Raw genomic sequence first — 14,200 nt, forward strand, 5'->3', positions numbered from 1 at the left:
AAACTCCTTTGGTATCAGTGATGGAACAGACGGATGCCGCAGAAAGCCATCACGATGCCATACTTGTCGCAGGTATCAATGACCTGCTGGTCACGGATGGAACCGCCGGGCTGCACAATGGCATCCACACCGCTGCGGCGGGCACGCTCGATGTTGTCGCCGAAGGGGAAGAAGGCATCGCTGCCCAGGCTCACGCCGTGCACCTGGGACAGCCAGGCTTTCTTTTCATCGGCGGTCAGGGGGGCAGGCTGCTCGGTGAAGGTCTCAGCCCACACGTCGTCGCCGATCACATCTTCCGGGGTATCCCCGATGTACACGTCAATGGCATTGTCCCGGTTGGGCTTGGTGATGTCATCCCGGAAAGGCAGGTCCAGCACCTTGGGCATGTGGCGCAGCTGCCAGTTGTCGGCCTTCTGGCCCGCCAGACGGGTGCAGTGGATACGGCTCTGCTGGCCGGCACCCACGCCGATGGTCTGGCCGCCCTGCACATAGCAGACGCTGTTGGACTGGGTGTATTTCAGCACGATCAGGCTCATCACCAGGTCGCGCTTCTGGTCTTCGGTCAGGTCCTTGGCCTTGGTCACGATGTTGGTCAGCATGGTGTCGGCGGAGATATCCAGATCCTGACGGCCCTGCTCAAAGGTCACGCCGTACACGGTGCGGCGCTCCAGAGGCGCAGGGGTATAGTCGGGATCAATAGCCACGATGTTGTAGTTGCCCTTCTTCTTGCTCTTCAGCACTTCCAGGGCGTCGTCGTCGTAACCGGGGGCGATGATGCCGTCAGAGACTTCATGCTTGATGAGCTGGGCGGTGGCCAGGTCGCACACGTCGGACAGAGCGATCCAGTCGCCGAAGCTGGACATGCGGTCGGCACCGCGGGCGCGGGCATAGGCGCAGGCCAGGGGAGACAGCTCCATCTTGGCGTCAATGTGGTACATCCGGCGCAGGGTGTCGTCCAGGGGCAGGCCCACAGCGGCACCAGCGGGGGACACATGCTTGAAGCTGGCAGCGGCGGGCAGACCCAGGGCCTTCTTCAGGTCCTTGACCAGCTGGTAGCTGTTCAGCGCATCCAGAAAGTTGATGTAGCCGGGGCGGCCGTTCAGGATGGTCACCGGCAGCTCGCCGCCGTCTGCCATAAAGATGCGGGCGGGTTTCTGGTTGGGATTGGTGCCGTATTTCAACTGGAATTCGTTCATGCTCAACCCTCCACAGTATTGTACTTGTTCAGGATAACGTCCTCATAATCACCGGTAGCCAGAGTGATGGCCCGCACAAACAGGCTCACCTTGTTGTCGGTGTTCAGCGCGTCCCACAGTTTGCCGGCAAATTCGTTGGGGTCGCTCTCGTCAATGCCTACCCGCATGGGTTCGCCCGCAAAGCTGGGAATGGGGCTGCCGTTTTTCTGGTAGGTGGTGATCAGATGACCTTCTCCGGCCACCGGCTGGGGGTAATCGAAGGTCTGGCGCTGTACGCTGGCGTCGTTGCCGTCGCAGCTCTTGAGGATGCTCAGTTTGTAGCCGCCCTGCTTCATGTCCACCACGCCGGAAATCCGGGGGGTGAAGTTGGGAGCGTCATCCTCAAAGGTGCGGGTGGCCAGAGCCGCCTCAAAGCTGTAGCCGGGGAACAGGCCATCCTTCATAAAGTTGAAGATGGTGTCGGTCTGGTCGCCGTTGGTCACGATGGTGGTAGCGCCCAGGGTCAGGACCGGATTGTAAATGATCAGATGGGGATCTTCCATCTTGGCAGGGTCCGCCGCCACAGTGCGGATGCCGCCGCGCTCGGGCAGAGCCTCAAACACGCGGTTGCGGCTGTTGGCGCTGCGGCCCATGATCCAATAGGCAATCATGGCCTTGGAACCGTCGGGGGAAAGCCCCAGGCAGATGCCCCGGCCCGGATATTCGTTGCCGGCCAGATACTTGTACAGATTCTTTTTCATCGCATTACACCTCGTCGTTGCAAACCATGGCCAGAGCGCGGGGCAGCAGCTGCCATTCGGCTTCCACCATCACCCGCTTCTGCAAAGTTTCGGGGGTATCGTCCGGCTGTACGGCCACAGCCTTCTGCAGCAGGATGGGCCCGCCGTCGCATTCTTCGTTCACGAAATGCACCGTGGCACCGGTCACCTTGACACCCCGGGCCAGAGCGGCCTCATGCACCCGCAGTCCATAGAAGCCCGGTCCGCAGAAGCTGGGAATCAGGCTGGGATGAACGTTCAGGATGCGCCGGGGATAGGCGGCAATGACGCTGGGGCCCAGCACGCTCAAAAAGCCTGCCAGCACCACCACGTCGATCTGGTTTTCCTGCAGGACAGCCAGCAGAGCCGCGTCAAAGGCGGCGCTGTCGGCGTACTCCTTGCGGGCTACCACGGCGGTCTTGACCCCGGCGTTTTCCGCCCGGGTCAGGGCATACACGCCCGGTTTGCTGGCCACCACCAGGGTCACTCGACCATTGGGGTTCTCTCCCCGGTGTTCGCTGTCCAGGATGGCCTGCAGGTTGGTGCCGCCGCCCGATACCAATACCGCGACGTTTTTCATACCAGTTCCACCCCTTCGCCTTCGGCAATCACGCCCAGGCGGTAGGCATCCTGGCCGTTGGCCTTCAGGATCTCGATGGCCTTGTCGGCGTCCTCGGCAGCCACAGTCAGAACCATACCCACACCCATGTTGAAGGTATTGAACATGTCGTGTTCCGAGATGTTGCCGGTTTTGGCCAGCAGCTCAAACAGGGCAGGGGTACGCACATCCGCCTTGGCGATGCGGGCGCAGCAGCCGTCCTTCAGGCTGCGGGGAATGTTTTCGTAGAAGCCGCCGCCGGTGATGTGGGAAACACCCTTCACGGTGATTTCCTTCATCAGAGCCAGCACCGGCTTGACGTAGATCTTGGTGGGAGCCAGCAGAGCCTCGCCCAGGGTGCAGCCCAGTTCATCGAAGTGCTTCTTCAGGATGTCGGGGTTGTTTTCCAGGTCGAAGATCTTGCGCACGAGAGAGAACCCGTTGGAATGCACACCGGTGGAAGGCAGGGCAATGATCACATCGCCCGCCTGCATGGTGGAGTTGTCCAGGATCTTGCTCTTGTCCACGGCGCCCACGGTGAAACCGGCCAGGTCGTAGTCGTCCTCCGGCATCACACCGGGATGCTCGGCGGTCTCGCCGCCCACCAGGGAGCAGTCGGCCTGCACACAGCCTTCAGCCACGCCCTTGACGATCTCGGCGATGCGCTCGGGCACGTTCTTGCCGCAGGCAATATAATCCAGGAAGACCAGCGGCTTGGCACCGGCGCAGATGATGTCATTGACGCACATGGCCACGCAGTCGATGCCGATGGTGTCATGACGGTCCATCAGCTGGGCAATGCGCAGTTTGGTGCCAACGCCGTCGGTGCCGGAGATCAGCACCGGATGAGGCATATCGGTGCAGTCCAGCTCAAACAGGCCGCCGAAACCGCCCAGGCCGCCGATGCAGTGGTCGTTCATGGTGCGGGCCACATACTGCTTCATCAGGCGCACGGCCTCATAGCCAGCGGTAATATCCACACCGGCAGCGGCATAGCTTTCAGAATAGCTTTTCTCCATGGTCGTTGACTCCTTCTTCATCACAGCTTTTTGTTGGTGTTGGACTGGCTCAGCGGCCGGTCATACACAATGTTCATGGGTTCCTTGGGCGGGTCCACCGGGTATTCGCCGGTAAAGCAGCCCACGCAGTAGCCGCATTTGCTCTTGGGAGCCAGCTGCTGCACATGCTCGATGCTCAGATAGCCCAGCGTATCCGAACCTACCAGCTTGTTGATCTCCTCCACCGTATGGCCGGTGGCAATCAGCAGCTTTTCGTCGGGAATGTCAGTGCCGAAATAGCACGGATGAGCAAAGGGCGGGGCGGAAATGCGGTAGTGCACTTCCTTGGCGCCGGCTTCCCGCAGCAGCTTGATGGTGCGGGCACTGGTGGTGCCGCGGACGATGGAGTCGTCCACCAGCACCACGCGCTTGCCGGCCACGGTGGAGGAGATGGCGTTCAGCTTGATGCGCACGCTGCTCTCCCGTTGTGCCTGACTGCCCTGGATGAAGGTGCGGCCTACATACTTGTTCTTGATGAAGCCCACGCCGTAGGGAATCCCGCTCTCCTGTGCGAAGCCCAGGGCGGCGTCCAGACCGGAGTCCGGCGCACCGATGACCACATCGGCGTCCACCGGGTGCTCCTGGGCCAGGAAACGGCCGGCCTGCAGGCGGGCCTCATGGACACAGGTGCCCTCGATGACCGAGTCCGGACGGGCAAAGTAGATGTACTCAAACACACACAGGGTGTGAGGCGCGGTGTTGCAGTGGGTGCGGATGCTGCGCAGACCGTTGCGGTCGGCCACTACGATCTCGCCGGGCTCCACGTCCCGCAGCATAGTAGCGCCCACGGCGTCCAGAGCACAGGTTTCCGAAGCAAAGGCAAAGCCGGAACCGTCAGGCAAGGCACCGATGCACAGAGGACGGAACCCGTGGGGGTCCCGGGCGGCGATCAGCTTGGTGTGGGTCATGATGACCAGACTGTAGGCACCTTCAATCTGCTCCATGGTGCGGCAGACGGCGGTCTCGATGTCGGGGGAAATCAGGCGGTTCTGGGTCAGCAGATAGCCGATGACCTCGGTATCGGAGGTGCCGTGGAAGATGGACCCGCTCATTTCCAGCCGATGACGCAGCCGGGCGGCGTTGGTCAGGTTGCCGTTGTGGCACACAGCCATGGCGCCCTTGCAGTGATGCAGAACCATAGGCTGGGCGTTGGAACGGCTGCGCTGGCCGGAGGTGGCATACCGTACATGGCCGGTGGCCATCTTGGCGCCGTGGGGCAGGTCTTCCAGCACCCGCTTGGTGAACACTTCGCTCACCAGCCCTAAGTCCCGGTGGCCGGTCAGAACGCCGTCCACGTTCAGGGCGATGCCGCAGCTTTCCTGCCCGCGATGCTGCAGGGCGTACAAAGCGCTGTACACCGCGCTGACCATGTCGGTCCGGCCGGTGGAATCATACATGCCGAACACGCCGCATTCTTCATGCAGGCCCGTGTTTTCAAGGCTCATTTCGCTCATTACAAAACTCCGTTCTTCATGCAAAAGGGGCAAGGGGCGTCTCAGCCCAGCAGACGCTTCATGACTTCCTGGTAAGCGTCGGCCTCACCGCCCATGTCGCGGCGGAACAGGTCCTTGTCCAGGTGTGCGCCGGTGGTGGCATCCCAGAAACGGCAGGTGTCGGGGCTGATCTCGTCGGCCAGGATGATGGTGCCGTCGGGCAGGCGGCCGAACTCCAGCTTGAAGTCGATCAGGCGGATGTTGGCATCCAGCAGGATCTTCTTCAGCACTTCGTTGACCTTGAAGGCGTAACGGGTGATGGTGTCGATCTCTTCCTGGGTGGCCAGATCCAGGGCCAGGGCGTAGTAATGATTGATGAACGGGTCATGCAGATCGTCGTTCTTGTAGCTGAATTCCAGGATGGGGGTCTTGAACGGAGTGCCTTCGGGCACGCCCATGCGCAGGCTGAAGTGGCCGGCGGCGACGTTGCGGATGATGACTTCCAGAGGCACGATCTCCACCTTCTTCACAAAGGTGTCGCGGTCGTTGATCTCTTCCACATAATGGGTGGGCACGCCCTCTTTTTCCAGCTTCTGCATCAGGGCGTTGGACAGCTTGTTGTTGACGATGCCCTTGTCGCGGATGGTGCCCTTCTTTTCGCCGTCACCGGCAGTAGCGTCATCCTTGTAGTGCACCATGACGATCTCGGGGTCGCTGGTAGCGAAAACCTGCTTGGCCTTACCTTCGTACATCTGATCCAGAACCTTGATATCCATGATAAACTCTCCTTTTTATTATGTAATAACCACTGTATTTTTGGGCGTGCGGCACGGTACCGCACGCAGATCCCACACTTCTATTGTACCTGTTTTAACAGGAGGGCGCAACACAAATCTGTGTTACAGGGCGGCAGCCTCAGCAGCCACAGCAGCGTCCTTCTTGGCGATGGCGGCGGCGGTGTCGGCGCGGAAAGCGGCCAGCTTGTCGGCCAGTTCCTCATCGGAAACCGCCAGAATGGCCACGGCCAGGTAAGCGGCGTTCTTGGCACCGTTCAGGGCCACGGTGGCCACGGGGAAGCCGGAAGGCATCTGTACGGTGGCCAGCAGGGCATCCATGCCGTCCATGGTGCCGCCCTTCATGGGAATGCCCACCACCGGCAGGGTGGTGTTGGCAGCAAAAGCACCGGCCAGGTGGGCGGCCATGCCGGCAGCGCACAGAATCACGCCGAAACCGTTGTCCCGGGCGCTCTTGGCAAAGGCGGCGGCAGCTTCCGGGGTGCGGTGGGCGGACAGGATGTGGGCTTCAAACGGAACCTCAAACTCTTTCAGAACGCTGCATGCGCCCTTCACGACCGGCCAGTCGCTGTCCGAACCCATGATCACGGCTACTTTTTTGCGGTTTTCCATATACTTGACCTCCCTGAAAAATAAAACAGCGCAGCGTATAGATATACACTGCGCTTACTGGTGATGAGATACACGGCGGCCCTGTTTTTGGGTGCAGGAGGGGTGCAGGTGCATAAAATTGTTTCTGTACAATGGATACGGCACGGAACACCCTCCTTTGAAAAATTCGCCCGACAAACAGTGAGGCATCCTGTAAATTTAGTGTAAAGCCGGATGGGAAAAATTGCAAGTGGCCCCATTGTTTTTCAGCCAACTACACATGCGGCTCTTGTTTCGTTGGTGCTTTTTGTCGAAATTGATGGGCGAAAAAAATGGATAGTATGACTTTTTCACAAAAGGATTTTGTCTTGTTCCTCCGCGAAAAAGGTGCTATACTGGCAAAAGAAACACGAAAGGGGCGACGTATATGTCGATTTTGTCCTATCGGAAACAGGTGCTGGTGCTGGGCCGGGGCGGCTTCGGCAAACAGCTGGGGGAGATGCTGGCCGATACCGGTTGGGGAAGCCCGGTGTATCTGGATGACAACGCCCCCGACTGCGCCGGGACCCTGCGGGATTTTGTGGACCCGGAACTGCAGCGCCGCTGCCCCAACGCCTTTGTGGCCATTGGGGATAACAACCTGCGCCGGGACCTGCTGCAGAAGCTGCGTGCCGCAGGCTATCAGCTTCCGGTGTTCATCCACCCGGCGGCGGAGGTCTGTGAATCCGCCCATCTGGGGGTGGGCACGGTGGTGCTGCCATTTGCCTTTGTGGGCGCCAATGCGGTGACCGGGGCGGGCTGTCTGCTCAATGTGGGGAGCATCGTGGACCATGATGCCCGCCTGGGCACCGCGGTGCATGTGGCACCCGGCGGCATTGTGAAAGCCGGAGCCGAAGTGCCCGACTTTGCCAAGGTCGATTCTGGGGAGATTGTCCGCTCTCCCTGGGAAAAAGGCTGACCGGTTGCCTTTTATTATGGAAATACGCCCGACGGGAAACGCCCCGTCGGGCGATTTTTTTTCTGGAACCCGATTGACAACACCACTACCTTGTATTACAATATAGTCAGAAGGAACCTTGCAATACAAGGTAGTGAAAGGAGGGGCAGCGGTGTTTGAGCGTTCCCAGCTGAACAAGGGGACATTGGAAGGCTGTATCCTCAAAATCCTTTCCCGGGAAACTTCCTACGGCTATGCCATTGCGGCGGCTCTGCGGCAGGCGGGCTTTGCGGACGTGAACGAAGGCACCCTGTATCCGCTGCTCTTGCGCCTGGAACGCAAGGGGCTGCTGAAAGCGGAGTACCGGGCTTCGCCCAGCGGACCCAGCCGCAAATATTACAGCCTGACCCAGGACGGCATTTGTTATCTGACCGAATTTGAGCAAGCGTGGCAGCTGACCGCCGCGGCGGTGGATGCCATCCTGCAGGATTGAATCTATGACCTTGAAAGGGGTGACCATCATGCTGGAGAAACTGGTGCAAAACGAATATACGGAACTGTACAAGGAAAACAAGCTGCGAGAATCGACCCTGAGCAAGCGGAATCAGGATATCCTGCGGCAGGTATATGACCGTATGTCGGCATACACCTGGAACTGCTATGAGGTTGAGCTGGTGCGGAAAGACCTTATCGGGATGGCGGCCCAAGCGGAGGCCCGGGGAAGTGATCTGGAGCAGGTCGTGGGAGGCAACCCAGACGAATACTGCCGCCAGATCGTGGACGGTATTGATCGGGGAAGCCCACTGGACTATGTTTCTACATGGTATCCTACGGCATACATGATATTGGTCATTTTTAATGTGATTATGTTGATCGTAAACCGCGGAAACGCTAACTTGGATTTGCTTCGGTCGCTGGCCGCTCCGGTTCTGTTTTTGTTTTGGCTATGCCTTTGTGCCTGGATGCATCGCATCGGGCATAAGCTGAGCCTTCGTTTTGGTACATGGGTGGAATTGGGGTGGAATCTGTTTTTAATAGCAGTGTTTATCTGTCTGTGTATTGCCTTCAGTAAGGTAGTGGTGGGTTATCCTGTTCAGGGACCTCTTTGGCTGGTAATCTTGTACCAGCTGGCCTGGGCCATAGGAAGCCAGTGCTGGCAGAACTTCCGTTACAACCGCTACGCCCGCAACCATCCCTGGCGGGAACAGCCCCAGCAGTAAAACCTGAACATACGAGGGGAGAAATACTCTATGGCCTTCAGTGAATATCACGCTCTCTGGCTGCAGAACCGGAAAGACCGGGCTGCCCTGAACGATCTGGATAAAAACTCGGTGGACCGGGCCAGAGACTGGCTGAAAGCCGTCAGCTGGAATTCCTACGAAGTGGAACTTGTGGTCCGGGACCTGATCCTGATGGCGGCGGAAGCGGACCGGCAGGGGAAGACCCTGCGGGAGACTTTGGGGGATGAAGATGCCTTTTACAGCAATCTGGCAGACTCCATCCACCATGGGAACCTGATTGATTATGTTACCGGGTATTTTGCTTTGCTGACCGCTGCTGTGGGGGCAATCGGTACAGTGATCTTCGCCGTTATGCCGGACAGAGACCCCACGGATGCAGGTATGTTCTTGCTGCAGCTGCTGGGACAGATTCTGGTGGCAACCTTCAGCATCCTGTTGGGGCGGCAGTTTCTGCCGCCGCTCAACAAAGGACACATAGGGGCCAAGATGCTCCTTGCGACGTTGGATCTGGCTGCCCTTGTCTTTGTCTGTACCACCTGGATGTGGAAAGACGCTTTCCGCACCTTTCCGCTTCCGCCCATAGCTGTCTGCTTGTTGCTGCTGGTTTTCGGCCTGCTGCTGCGTTTGTGCCGGGGCGTTCGCTACAATCTCCTGGCCGCCAGACACCCCTGGCGGGAAAACACCCGCGCCTGATCCGCCATTCCCACTTCATCATAAAAGCATGCCCCCGCCGTATTCTTTGCGGCGGGGGCGTTGCTTGTATGTGCTTTTATGATGAAATGGCGGGTTGAAGACTGTTTCAGATGTGCTTCAGGATGGCGTCGCCCATGGCGGTGCAGCCGATTTTGGTGCAGCCCTCCTGCATGATGTCGGCGGTGCGCAGTCCCTCGTCCAGCACGGCGGATACGGCGGCCTCAATTTCGTCCGCTTCCGCCGCCATGCCGAAGCTGTACCGCAGCATCATGGCGGCGGACAGGATGCAGGCGATGGGATTGACCACGTCCTGTCCGGCAATATCGGGGGCGGAACCGTGAATGGGTTCATACAGACCATTGGTGCCTTCGCCCAGACTGGAGGAGGGTACCATGCCGATACTGCCGGTGATCTCGCTGGCCTCGTCGGACAGAATATCACCGAACATGTTTTCGGTGACGATGACGTCGAACTGGGCCGGGTTCTTGCAGATCTGCATGGCGGCATTGTCCACGAACATCTCGCCGTACTCCACCTCCGGGTACTCGGCGGCCAGACGGTGCATGACCGCACGCCACAACCGGCTGGTGTCCAGCACGTTGGCCTTGTCCACGCAGGTCAGCTTTTTGCGGCGCTTCATGGCCGTCTCAAAACCGATGCGCCCGATGCGCTCGATCTCGTGCTCGGAGTAGGGCATGGTATCCACGGCAATCTTCTCGCCGTTTTCCTCGTAGGTTTTGTGCTCCCCGAAGTACACGCCGCCGATGAGCTCCCGCACCACGATGAAGTCGATGCCCTTGTCCACGATCTCCTGCTTCAGCGGGCTGGCGTCGGACAGCTGGGGCCAGATCTTGGCCGGACGGCTGTTGGAGTACAGCCCCATCCCGGCGCGCAGCCGTAGCAAGCCTTTTTCCGGGCGCTTGTCCCCGGGCATGCCCTCCCACTTGGGGCCGCCGATGGCGCCCAGCAGGACACTGTCCGCGGCCAGACATTTGTCCAGCTCGGACTGGGGCAGAGGATCACCGAACTTGTCGATGGCCTCGCCGCCCATGTAGGCGCGGGTGTAGGTGAAGGTGTGGCCGTGCTTGGCAGCGATCTTGTCCAGCACCCGCACCGCCTGGGTGACGATCTCCGGGCTGGAGCAGTCGCCGTAGATGAGCGCAATGTTTTTCTGCATCTTACTTGCCCTCCCGGATGCTGGCCATCAGGCCGCCTTTTTGGATGATGTTCTGGATGAAGGGGGGAAACGGTTCCGCCTGGAAGGTGGCCCCGGTGGTCACGTCGGTGATGACGCCGGTGTCAAAGTCGATGGCCACGGTGTCCCCGTCGGCAATGGCTTCGCTGGCGGCGGGGCATTCCAGAATGGGCAGGCCAATGTTGATGGAATTGCGGTAGAAGATGCGGGCAAAGCTTTTGGCAATGACGCAGTCAATGCCCGCAGACTTGATGGCCAGGGGCGCATGCTCCCGGGAGGAGCCGCAGCCGAAGTTCTCGCCGCCCACCATGATGTCGCCCTGCTTCACCTTGGTGACAAAGCTCTTGTCAATGTCCTCCATGCAGTGGCTGGCCAGTTCCTTGGCGTCCTGGGTGTTCAGGTAGCGGGCGGGGATGATGACGTCGGTGTCGATGTTGTCCCCGTATTTGTAAACAGTACCCTGTGCTTTCATCTTCAAACCTCCCTCGGGTCGGTGATGTGGCCGGTCAGTGCGCTGGCGGCGGCGGTAGCGGGGCTGGCCAGATAGACTTCGGAATCCACGTGCCCCATACGTCCCACAAAGTTGCGGTTGGTGGTGGAAACACAGCGCTCGCCCTCAGCCAGGATGCCCATGTACCCGCCCAGGCAGGGCCCGCAGGTGGGGGTGGAAACAATGCACCCGGCATCAATGAAATCGGTGGTGTATCCCCGCAGGATGCACTCCTTGTACACGGCCATGGTGGCGGGAATGATGATGGCCCGCACCCCCTTGGCGATGTGGCGGCCCTTCAGGATCTTCCAGGCCGCTTCCATATCCTTCAGACGGCCGTTGGTGCAGGAGCCGATGACCACCTGGTCAATGGCAATGTCCTTGCCCTCGGCGGCCGGATGGGTGTTCTCCGGCAGATGGGGATAGGCGACGGTGGGCACCAGGGTGTCCAGGTCGATCTCCACCGTGCGCTCGTACTCGGCGTCCGGGTCGGCTTCGTACTTGACCCAGGGACGCTGGCTGCGGCCGGTGAGGTAGGCTTCGCAGGTCTCATCCACCGGGAAGATGCCGTTCTTGGCACCGGCCTCAATGGCCATGTTGCAGATGCACAGCCGGTCCTCCATGGTCAGGCTCTTAACGCCTTCGCCCACGAACTCCAGGCTCTTGTACAGCGCCCCCGAAACGCCGATGGTCCCGATGAGGTGCAGGATTACGTCCTTGCCGGAAACAGGAGCTTTCAAGGCGCCTTTCAGTACCACCTTGATGGCGGCGGGAACCTTGAACCAGGCCATGCCGGTGGCCATGCCGGCGGCCATGTCGGTGGAGCCCACACCAGTGGAGAAAGCCCCCACCGCACCGTAGGTGCAGGTGTGGCTGTCGGCGCCGATGATGCAGTCCCCGGCGGTGACGATGCCCTTTTCGGGCAGCAGAGCGTGCTCGATGCCCATGGTGCCCACGTCGTAGAAGTTCAGGATGTCGTACTTGTTGGCGAAATCCCGGCATTTCTTGGACTGCTGGGCGCTCTTGATGTCCTTGTTGGGCACAAAGTGGTCCAGCACGATGTTGACCCGGGTCTTGTCAAAGACCGAGTTGAAACCGGCCTTCTCAAATTCGTTGATGGCCACCGGGGTGGTAATATCGTTGCCCAGCACAATGTCCAGCTTGGCATTGATGAGCTGTCCGGCCTTGACCGAGTCGGCCCCGCAGTGGGCGGCCAGAATCTTCTGGGTCATGGTCATTCCCATGGAAAAAACCTCCGTTCCTCTATGACAGGTTTACTTGTTGTTGATGGCACTGACCAGGGCGCGGATACCGGCCACGATGATATCGGTGTGGGTGCCGCAGCCCCAGGTCTCTTCGCCGCTGGCCCATTTCAGCCCCACATAGCTGCAGGCGCGGCTGTCGGTGTCGGAATCCAGAGCGTGCTCGCTGTAATGCACCAGGGTGAAGTGCATGCCGGTGGTCTGCTCAATGGCGGTGGCCACCGCGTCCAGACGGCCGTTGCCGGTGGCCTGACAGGTCTTGATCTCGCCGTTGCAGGACAAGGTCACGTTGGCGGTGATGGTGTTATCCGGGTTCTGGATGAAGTGGGCCTCGGTGACGTTCAGCGGGCTGGTGTGGTTGAGGTAGGCCCGCTCAAAGACGTAGAGCACTTCCTTCACACTGAGTTCGCGGTGTTCGTGGTCGGAAACATCCTTGACCCGGTAGCCCAGATCCTCCCGCATACGCGGCGGGGGATTGTAGCCGTAGTTCTGCTGCAGCAGGAAACCGATGCCGCCTTTGCCGCTCTGGCTGTTGATGCGGATGACGTCGGCGTCGTAGGTGCGGCCAATGTCGTGGGGGTCGATGGGAATATAGGGACAGGTCCATTCGTGGAGATTGTGTTCCTTGCGCCAGTTCATGCCCTTGGCGATGGCGTCCTGATGGCTGCCGCTGAAAGCCGCGAATACCAGGCTGCCGGCATAAGGCGTGCGCTCATACACATGCATGCGGGTGACCCGCTCGTACACTTCGCAGATGGCTGGCATGTCGGAGAAGTCCAGCTTGGGGTCCACGCCGTGGCTGTACATGTTCATGGCCAGGGTGATGGCATCCACATTGCCGGTGCGCTCGCCGTTGCCGAACAGGCAGCACTCGATGCGCTGGGCCCCGGCCAGCACGGCCAGCTCGGCGTCCGCCACGCCGCAGCCCCGGTCGTTGTGGGGATGGGTGGAAAGGATGACGCTGTCCCGGTATTTCAGATGCTTGGAGCACCATTCGATCTGGTTGGCGTATACATGGGGCATGCTCATCTCCACCGTGACCGGCAGGTTGATGATCATGGGACGGTCGGGGGTGGGCTGCATCACGTCCAGCACGGCGTTGCACACTTCCACGGCGTACTCCGGCTCGGTGCCGGTGAAGCTTTCGGGGCTGTACTCGAACAGGAAGTTGCCTTCGTACTCTTCGCTCAGCTGCTTGACCAGCTTGGCGCCGTCCACGGCGATCTTCTTGATCTCCTCCTTGCTCTTGCGGAATACCTGTTCCCGCTGGGCCACGCTGGTGGAGTTGTAGAAGTGGATGATGGCCCGGGGGGCGCCCTTGACGGCCTCAAAGGTGCGGCGGATGATGTGGTCGCGGCACTGGGTCAGCACCTGCACCGTCACATCGGAGGGGATGCGGTTCTCATCGATCAGCTTGCGCAAAAAGTCGTATTCGGTCTCGCTGGCGGCGGGAAAGCCCACCTCGATTTCCTTGAAGCCGACTTTCAGCAGCATATTGTAGAATTCCAGCTTCTCTTCCAGGCTCATAGGCACGATCAGGCTCTGGTTGCCGTCACGCAGGTCCACGCTGCACCAGGCCGGGGCCTTTTCAATGTGGTCCTTCTGCGGCCATTCATACACGTGGCCCGGTTCCACCGGCGGGGGATAGTAGCCGACATGATACTTGGTAGCGTCCATCATAATCATTTGCCTCCTTCAGGGTGTGGGTGCCTTTGAAAGCCGGAAAAAATAAACAAAAAACCCGTCTCTCAAAGGCAATGCTGCCTTTGAGAGACGGGAAGTAGCGTTTGTTATGCCGTACCCGCGGTACCACTCTCATTGCCGACCCGGAAAGGGAGTCGGCCCCTCTGTACGATCGGCCCGTTGTTCGGGGCGAATCGCGCCTGCATGATAACGGTCAGGATTCCGTCCGGACCTAACGGCTGATAGCCGCTCAACCCGGCTGCTCAGGGGC

Annotated in this window: 15 protein-coding genes and 1 other annotated feature (1 of these 16 running past the window's edge); of the genes, 4 read left to right on the forward strand and 11 right to left on the reverse strand. The window is 59.8% G+C overall.

Features of this window, described 5'->3' with window-relative positions; translation table 11 throughout:
• Positions 1 to 14: 14 nt before the first annotated feature.
• The 7 genes from AC127K_RS13155 to purE form a co-directional block, all read right to left on the reverse strand.
• The gene (locus tag AC127K_RS13155) at positions 15 to 1,196 is read right to left on the reverse strand and encodes a phosphoribosylaminoimidazolecarboxamide formyltransferase (RefSeq protein ID WP_483720920.1); all 1,182 of its coding nucleotides are present in this window, start codon (positions 1,194 to 1,196) and stop codon (positions 15 to 17) included.
• Positions 1,197 to 1,198: 2 nt separating this feature from the next.
• Positions 1,199 to 1,936, reverse strand: a complete 738-nt coding sequence (locus AC127K_RS13160) for an IMP cyclohydrolase (protein ID WP_294542002.1) — start codon at positions 1,934 to 1,936, stop codon at positions 1,199 to 1,201.
• A gap of 4 nt (positions 1,937 to 1,940) precedes the next feature.
• A complete protein-coding gene (gene purN / locus AC127K_RS13165) occupies positions 1,941 to 2,534 on the reverse strand; it encodes a phosphoribosylglycinamide formyltransferase (RefSeq protein WP_483720921.1) in 594 nt (197 codons plus the stop codon).
• Positions 2,531 to 3,571, reverse strand: a complete 1,041-nt coding sequence (gene purM, locus AC127K_RS13170) for a phosphoribosylformylglycinamidine cyclo-ligase (RefSeq protein ID WP_294541990.1) — start codon at positions 3,569 to 3,571, stop codon at positions 2,531 to 2,533. The genes purN and purM overlap by 4 nt, the downstream gene beginning before the upstream one ends.
• Before the next feature lie 20 nt (positions 3,572 to 3,591).
• The gene (gene purF / locus AC127K_RS13175; RefSeq protein ID WP_483720922.1) at positions 3,592 to 5,064 is read right to left on the reverse strand and encodes an amidophosphoribosyltransferase; all 1,473 of its coding nucleotides are present in this window, start codon (positions 5,062 to 5,064) and stop codon (positions 3,592 to 3,594) included.
• Between the two features lie 41 nt (positions 5,065 to 5,105).
• Positions 5,106 to 5,819 carry a phosphoribosylaminoimidazolesuccinocarboxamide synthase gene (gene purC / locus AC127K_RS13180; RefSeq protein WP_483720923.1) on the reverse strand — a complete coding sequence of 238 codons (714 nt, stop codon included), beginning with the start codon at positions 5,817 to 5,819 and terminating at the stop codon, positions 5,106 to 5,108.
• A gap of 123 nt (positions 5,820 to 5,942) precedes the next feature.
• A complete protein-coding gene (gene purE, locus AC127K_RS13185) occupies positions 5,943 to 6,449 on the reverse strand; it encodes a 5-(carboxyamino)imidazole ribonucleotide mutase (RefSeq protein ID WP_483720924.1) in 507 nt (168 codons plus the stop codon).
• Between the two features lie 406 nt (positions 6,450 to 6,855).
• On the opposite strand from purE, the gene AC127K_RS13190 reads away from it, so the two are divergent.
• The 4 genes from AC127K_RS13190 (at position 6,856) to AC127K_RS13205 (ending at position 9,299) form a co-directional block, all read left to right on the forward strand.
• Complete coding sequence (locus tag AC127K_RS13190) at positions 6,856 to 7,386, forward strand: PglD-related sugar-binding protein (RefSeq protein ID WP_483720925.1); 531 nt, start codon at positions 6,856 to 6,858, stop codon at positions 7,384 to 7,386.
• Positions 7,387 to 7,537: 151 nt separating this feature from the next.
• Entirely contained in the window at positions 7,538 to 7,858 is a 321-nt protein-coding gene (locus tag AC127K_RS13195; protein WP_294542942.1) for a PadR family transcriptional regulator, read from the forward strand.
• A gap of 28 nt (positions 7,859 to 7,886) precedes the next feature.
• On the forward strand, positions 7,887 to 8,585 hold the full coding sequence (locus AC127K_RS13200) for a hypothetical protein (protein ID WP_483720926.1): 699 nt from the start codon (positions 7,887 to 7,889) through the stop codon (positions 8,583 to 8,585).
• Positions 8,586 to 8,615: 30 nt separating this feature from the next.
• Positions 8,616 to 9,299 (forward strand): hypothetical protein, encoded by a 684-nt coding sequence (locus tag AC127K_RS13205; protein ID WP_483720927.1) that lies wholly within the window; start codon positions 8,616 to 8,618, stop codon positions 9,297 to 9,299.
• A 106-nt stretch (positions 9,300 to 9,405) separates the two neighbouring features.
• Here AC127K_RS13205 and leuB read toward each other — a convergent pair whose 3' ends face one another.
• The 4 genes from leuB to AC127K_RS13225 are packed head-to-tail and all read right to left on the reverse strand — an operon-like array spanning position 9,406 to position 13,926.
• Positions 9,406 to 10,476 carry a 3-isopropylmalate dehydrogenase gene (leuB, locus tag AC127K_RS13210; RefSeq protein ID WP_483720928.1) on the reverse strand — a complete coding sequence of 357 codons (1,071 nt, stop codon included), beginning with the start codon at positions 10,474 to 10,476 and terminating at the stop codon, positions 9,406 to 9,408.
• A gap of 1 nt (position 10,477) precedes the next feature.
• Positions 10,478 to 10,966 carry a 3-isopropylmalate dehydratase small subunit gene (leuD, locus tag AC127K_RS13215; RefSeq protein WP_294542934.1) on the reverse strand — a complete coding sequence of 163 codons (489 nt, stop codon included), beginning with the start codon at positions 10,964 to 10,966 and terminating at the stop codon, positions 10,478 to 10,480.
• A 2-nt stretch (positions 10,967 to 10,968) separates the two neighbouring features.
• Positions 10,969 to 12,228 carry a 3-isopropylmalate dehydratase large subunit gene (gene leuC, locus AC127K_RS13220; RefSeq protein ID WP_483720929.1) on the reverse strand — a complete coding sequence of 420 codons (1,260 nt, stop codon included), beginning with the start codon at positions 12,226 to 12,228 and terminating at the stop codon, positions 10,969 to 10,971.
• 30 nt (positions 12,229 to 12,258) lie between these two features.
• Complete coding sequence (locus AC127K_RS13225; RefSeq protein ID WP_483720930.1) at positions 12,259 to 13,926, reverse strand: 2-isopropylmalate synthase; 1,668 nt, start codon at positions 13,924 to 13,926, stop codon at positions 12,259 to 12,261.
• A gap of 86 nt (positions 13,927 to 14,012) precedes the next feature.
• Positions 14,013 to 14,200, reverse strand: a binding site (T-box leader) (it continues 92 nt past the right edge of the window).

Source organism: Subdoligranulum sp. DSM 23681, assembly GCF_057005535.1.

Bases quoted from the DNA above. Each gene is read 5' to 3' on its own strand.
- AC127K_RS13155 (WP_483720920.1), bottom strand. From the start codon at position 1,196: ATGAACGAATTCCAGTTGAAATACGGCACCAATCCCAACCAGAAACCC.
- AC127K_RS13160 (WP_294542002.1), bottom strand. From the start codon at position 1,936: ATGAAAAAGAATCTGTACAAGTATCTGGCCGGCAACGAATATCCGGGC.
- purN (WP_483720921.1), bottom strand. From the start codon at position 2,534: ATGAAAAACGTCGCGGTATTGGTATCGGGCGGCGGCACCAACCTGCAG.
- purM (WP_294541990.1), bottom strand. From the start codon at position 3,571: ATGGAGAAAAGCTATTCTGAAAGCTATGCCGCTGCCGGTGTGGATATT.
- purF (WP_483720922.1), bottom strand. From the start codon at position 5,064: ATGAGCGAAATGAGCCTTGAAAACACGGGCCTGCATGAAGAATGCGGC.
- purC (WP_483720923.1), bottom strand. From the start codon at position 5,819: ATGGATATCAAGGTTCTGGATCAGATGTACGAAGGTAAGGCCAAGCAG.
- purE (WP_483720924.1), bottom strand. From the start codon at position 6,449: ATGGAAAACCGCAAAAAAGTAGCCGTGATCATGGGTTCGGACAGCGAC.
- AC127K_RS13190 (WP_483720925.1), top strand. From the start codon at position 6,856: ATGTCGATTTTGTCCTATCGGAAACAGGTGCTGGTGCTGGGCCGGGGC.
- AC127K_RS13200 (WP_483720926.1), top strand. From the start codon at position 7,887: ATGCTGGAGAAACTGGTGCAAAACGAATATACGGAACTGTACAAGGAA.
- AC127K_RS13205 (WP_483720927.1), top strand. From the start codon at position 8,616: ATGGCCTTCAGTGAATATCACGCTCTCTGGCTGCAGAACCGGAAAGAC.
- leuB (WP_483720928.1), bottom strand. From the start codon at position 10,476: ATGCAGAAAAACATTGCGCTCATCTACGGCGACTGCTCCAGCCCGGAG.
- leuD (WP_294542934.1), bottom strand. From the start codon at position 10,966: ATGAAAGCACAGGGTACTGTTTACAAATACGGGGACAACATCGACACC.
- leuC (WP_483720929.1), bottom strand. From the start codon at position 12,228: ATGGGAATGACCATGACCCAGAAGATTCTGGCCGCCCACTGCGGGGCC.
- AC127K_RS13225 (WP_483720930.1), bottom strand. From the start codon at position 13,926: ATGATGGACGCTACCAAGTATCATGTCGGCTACTATCCCCCGCCGGTG.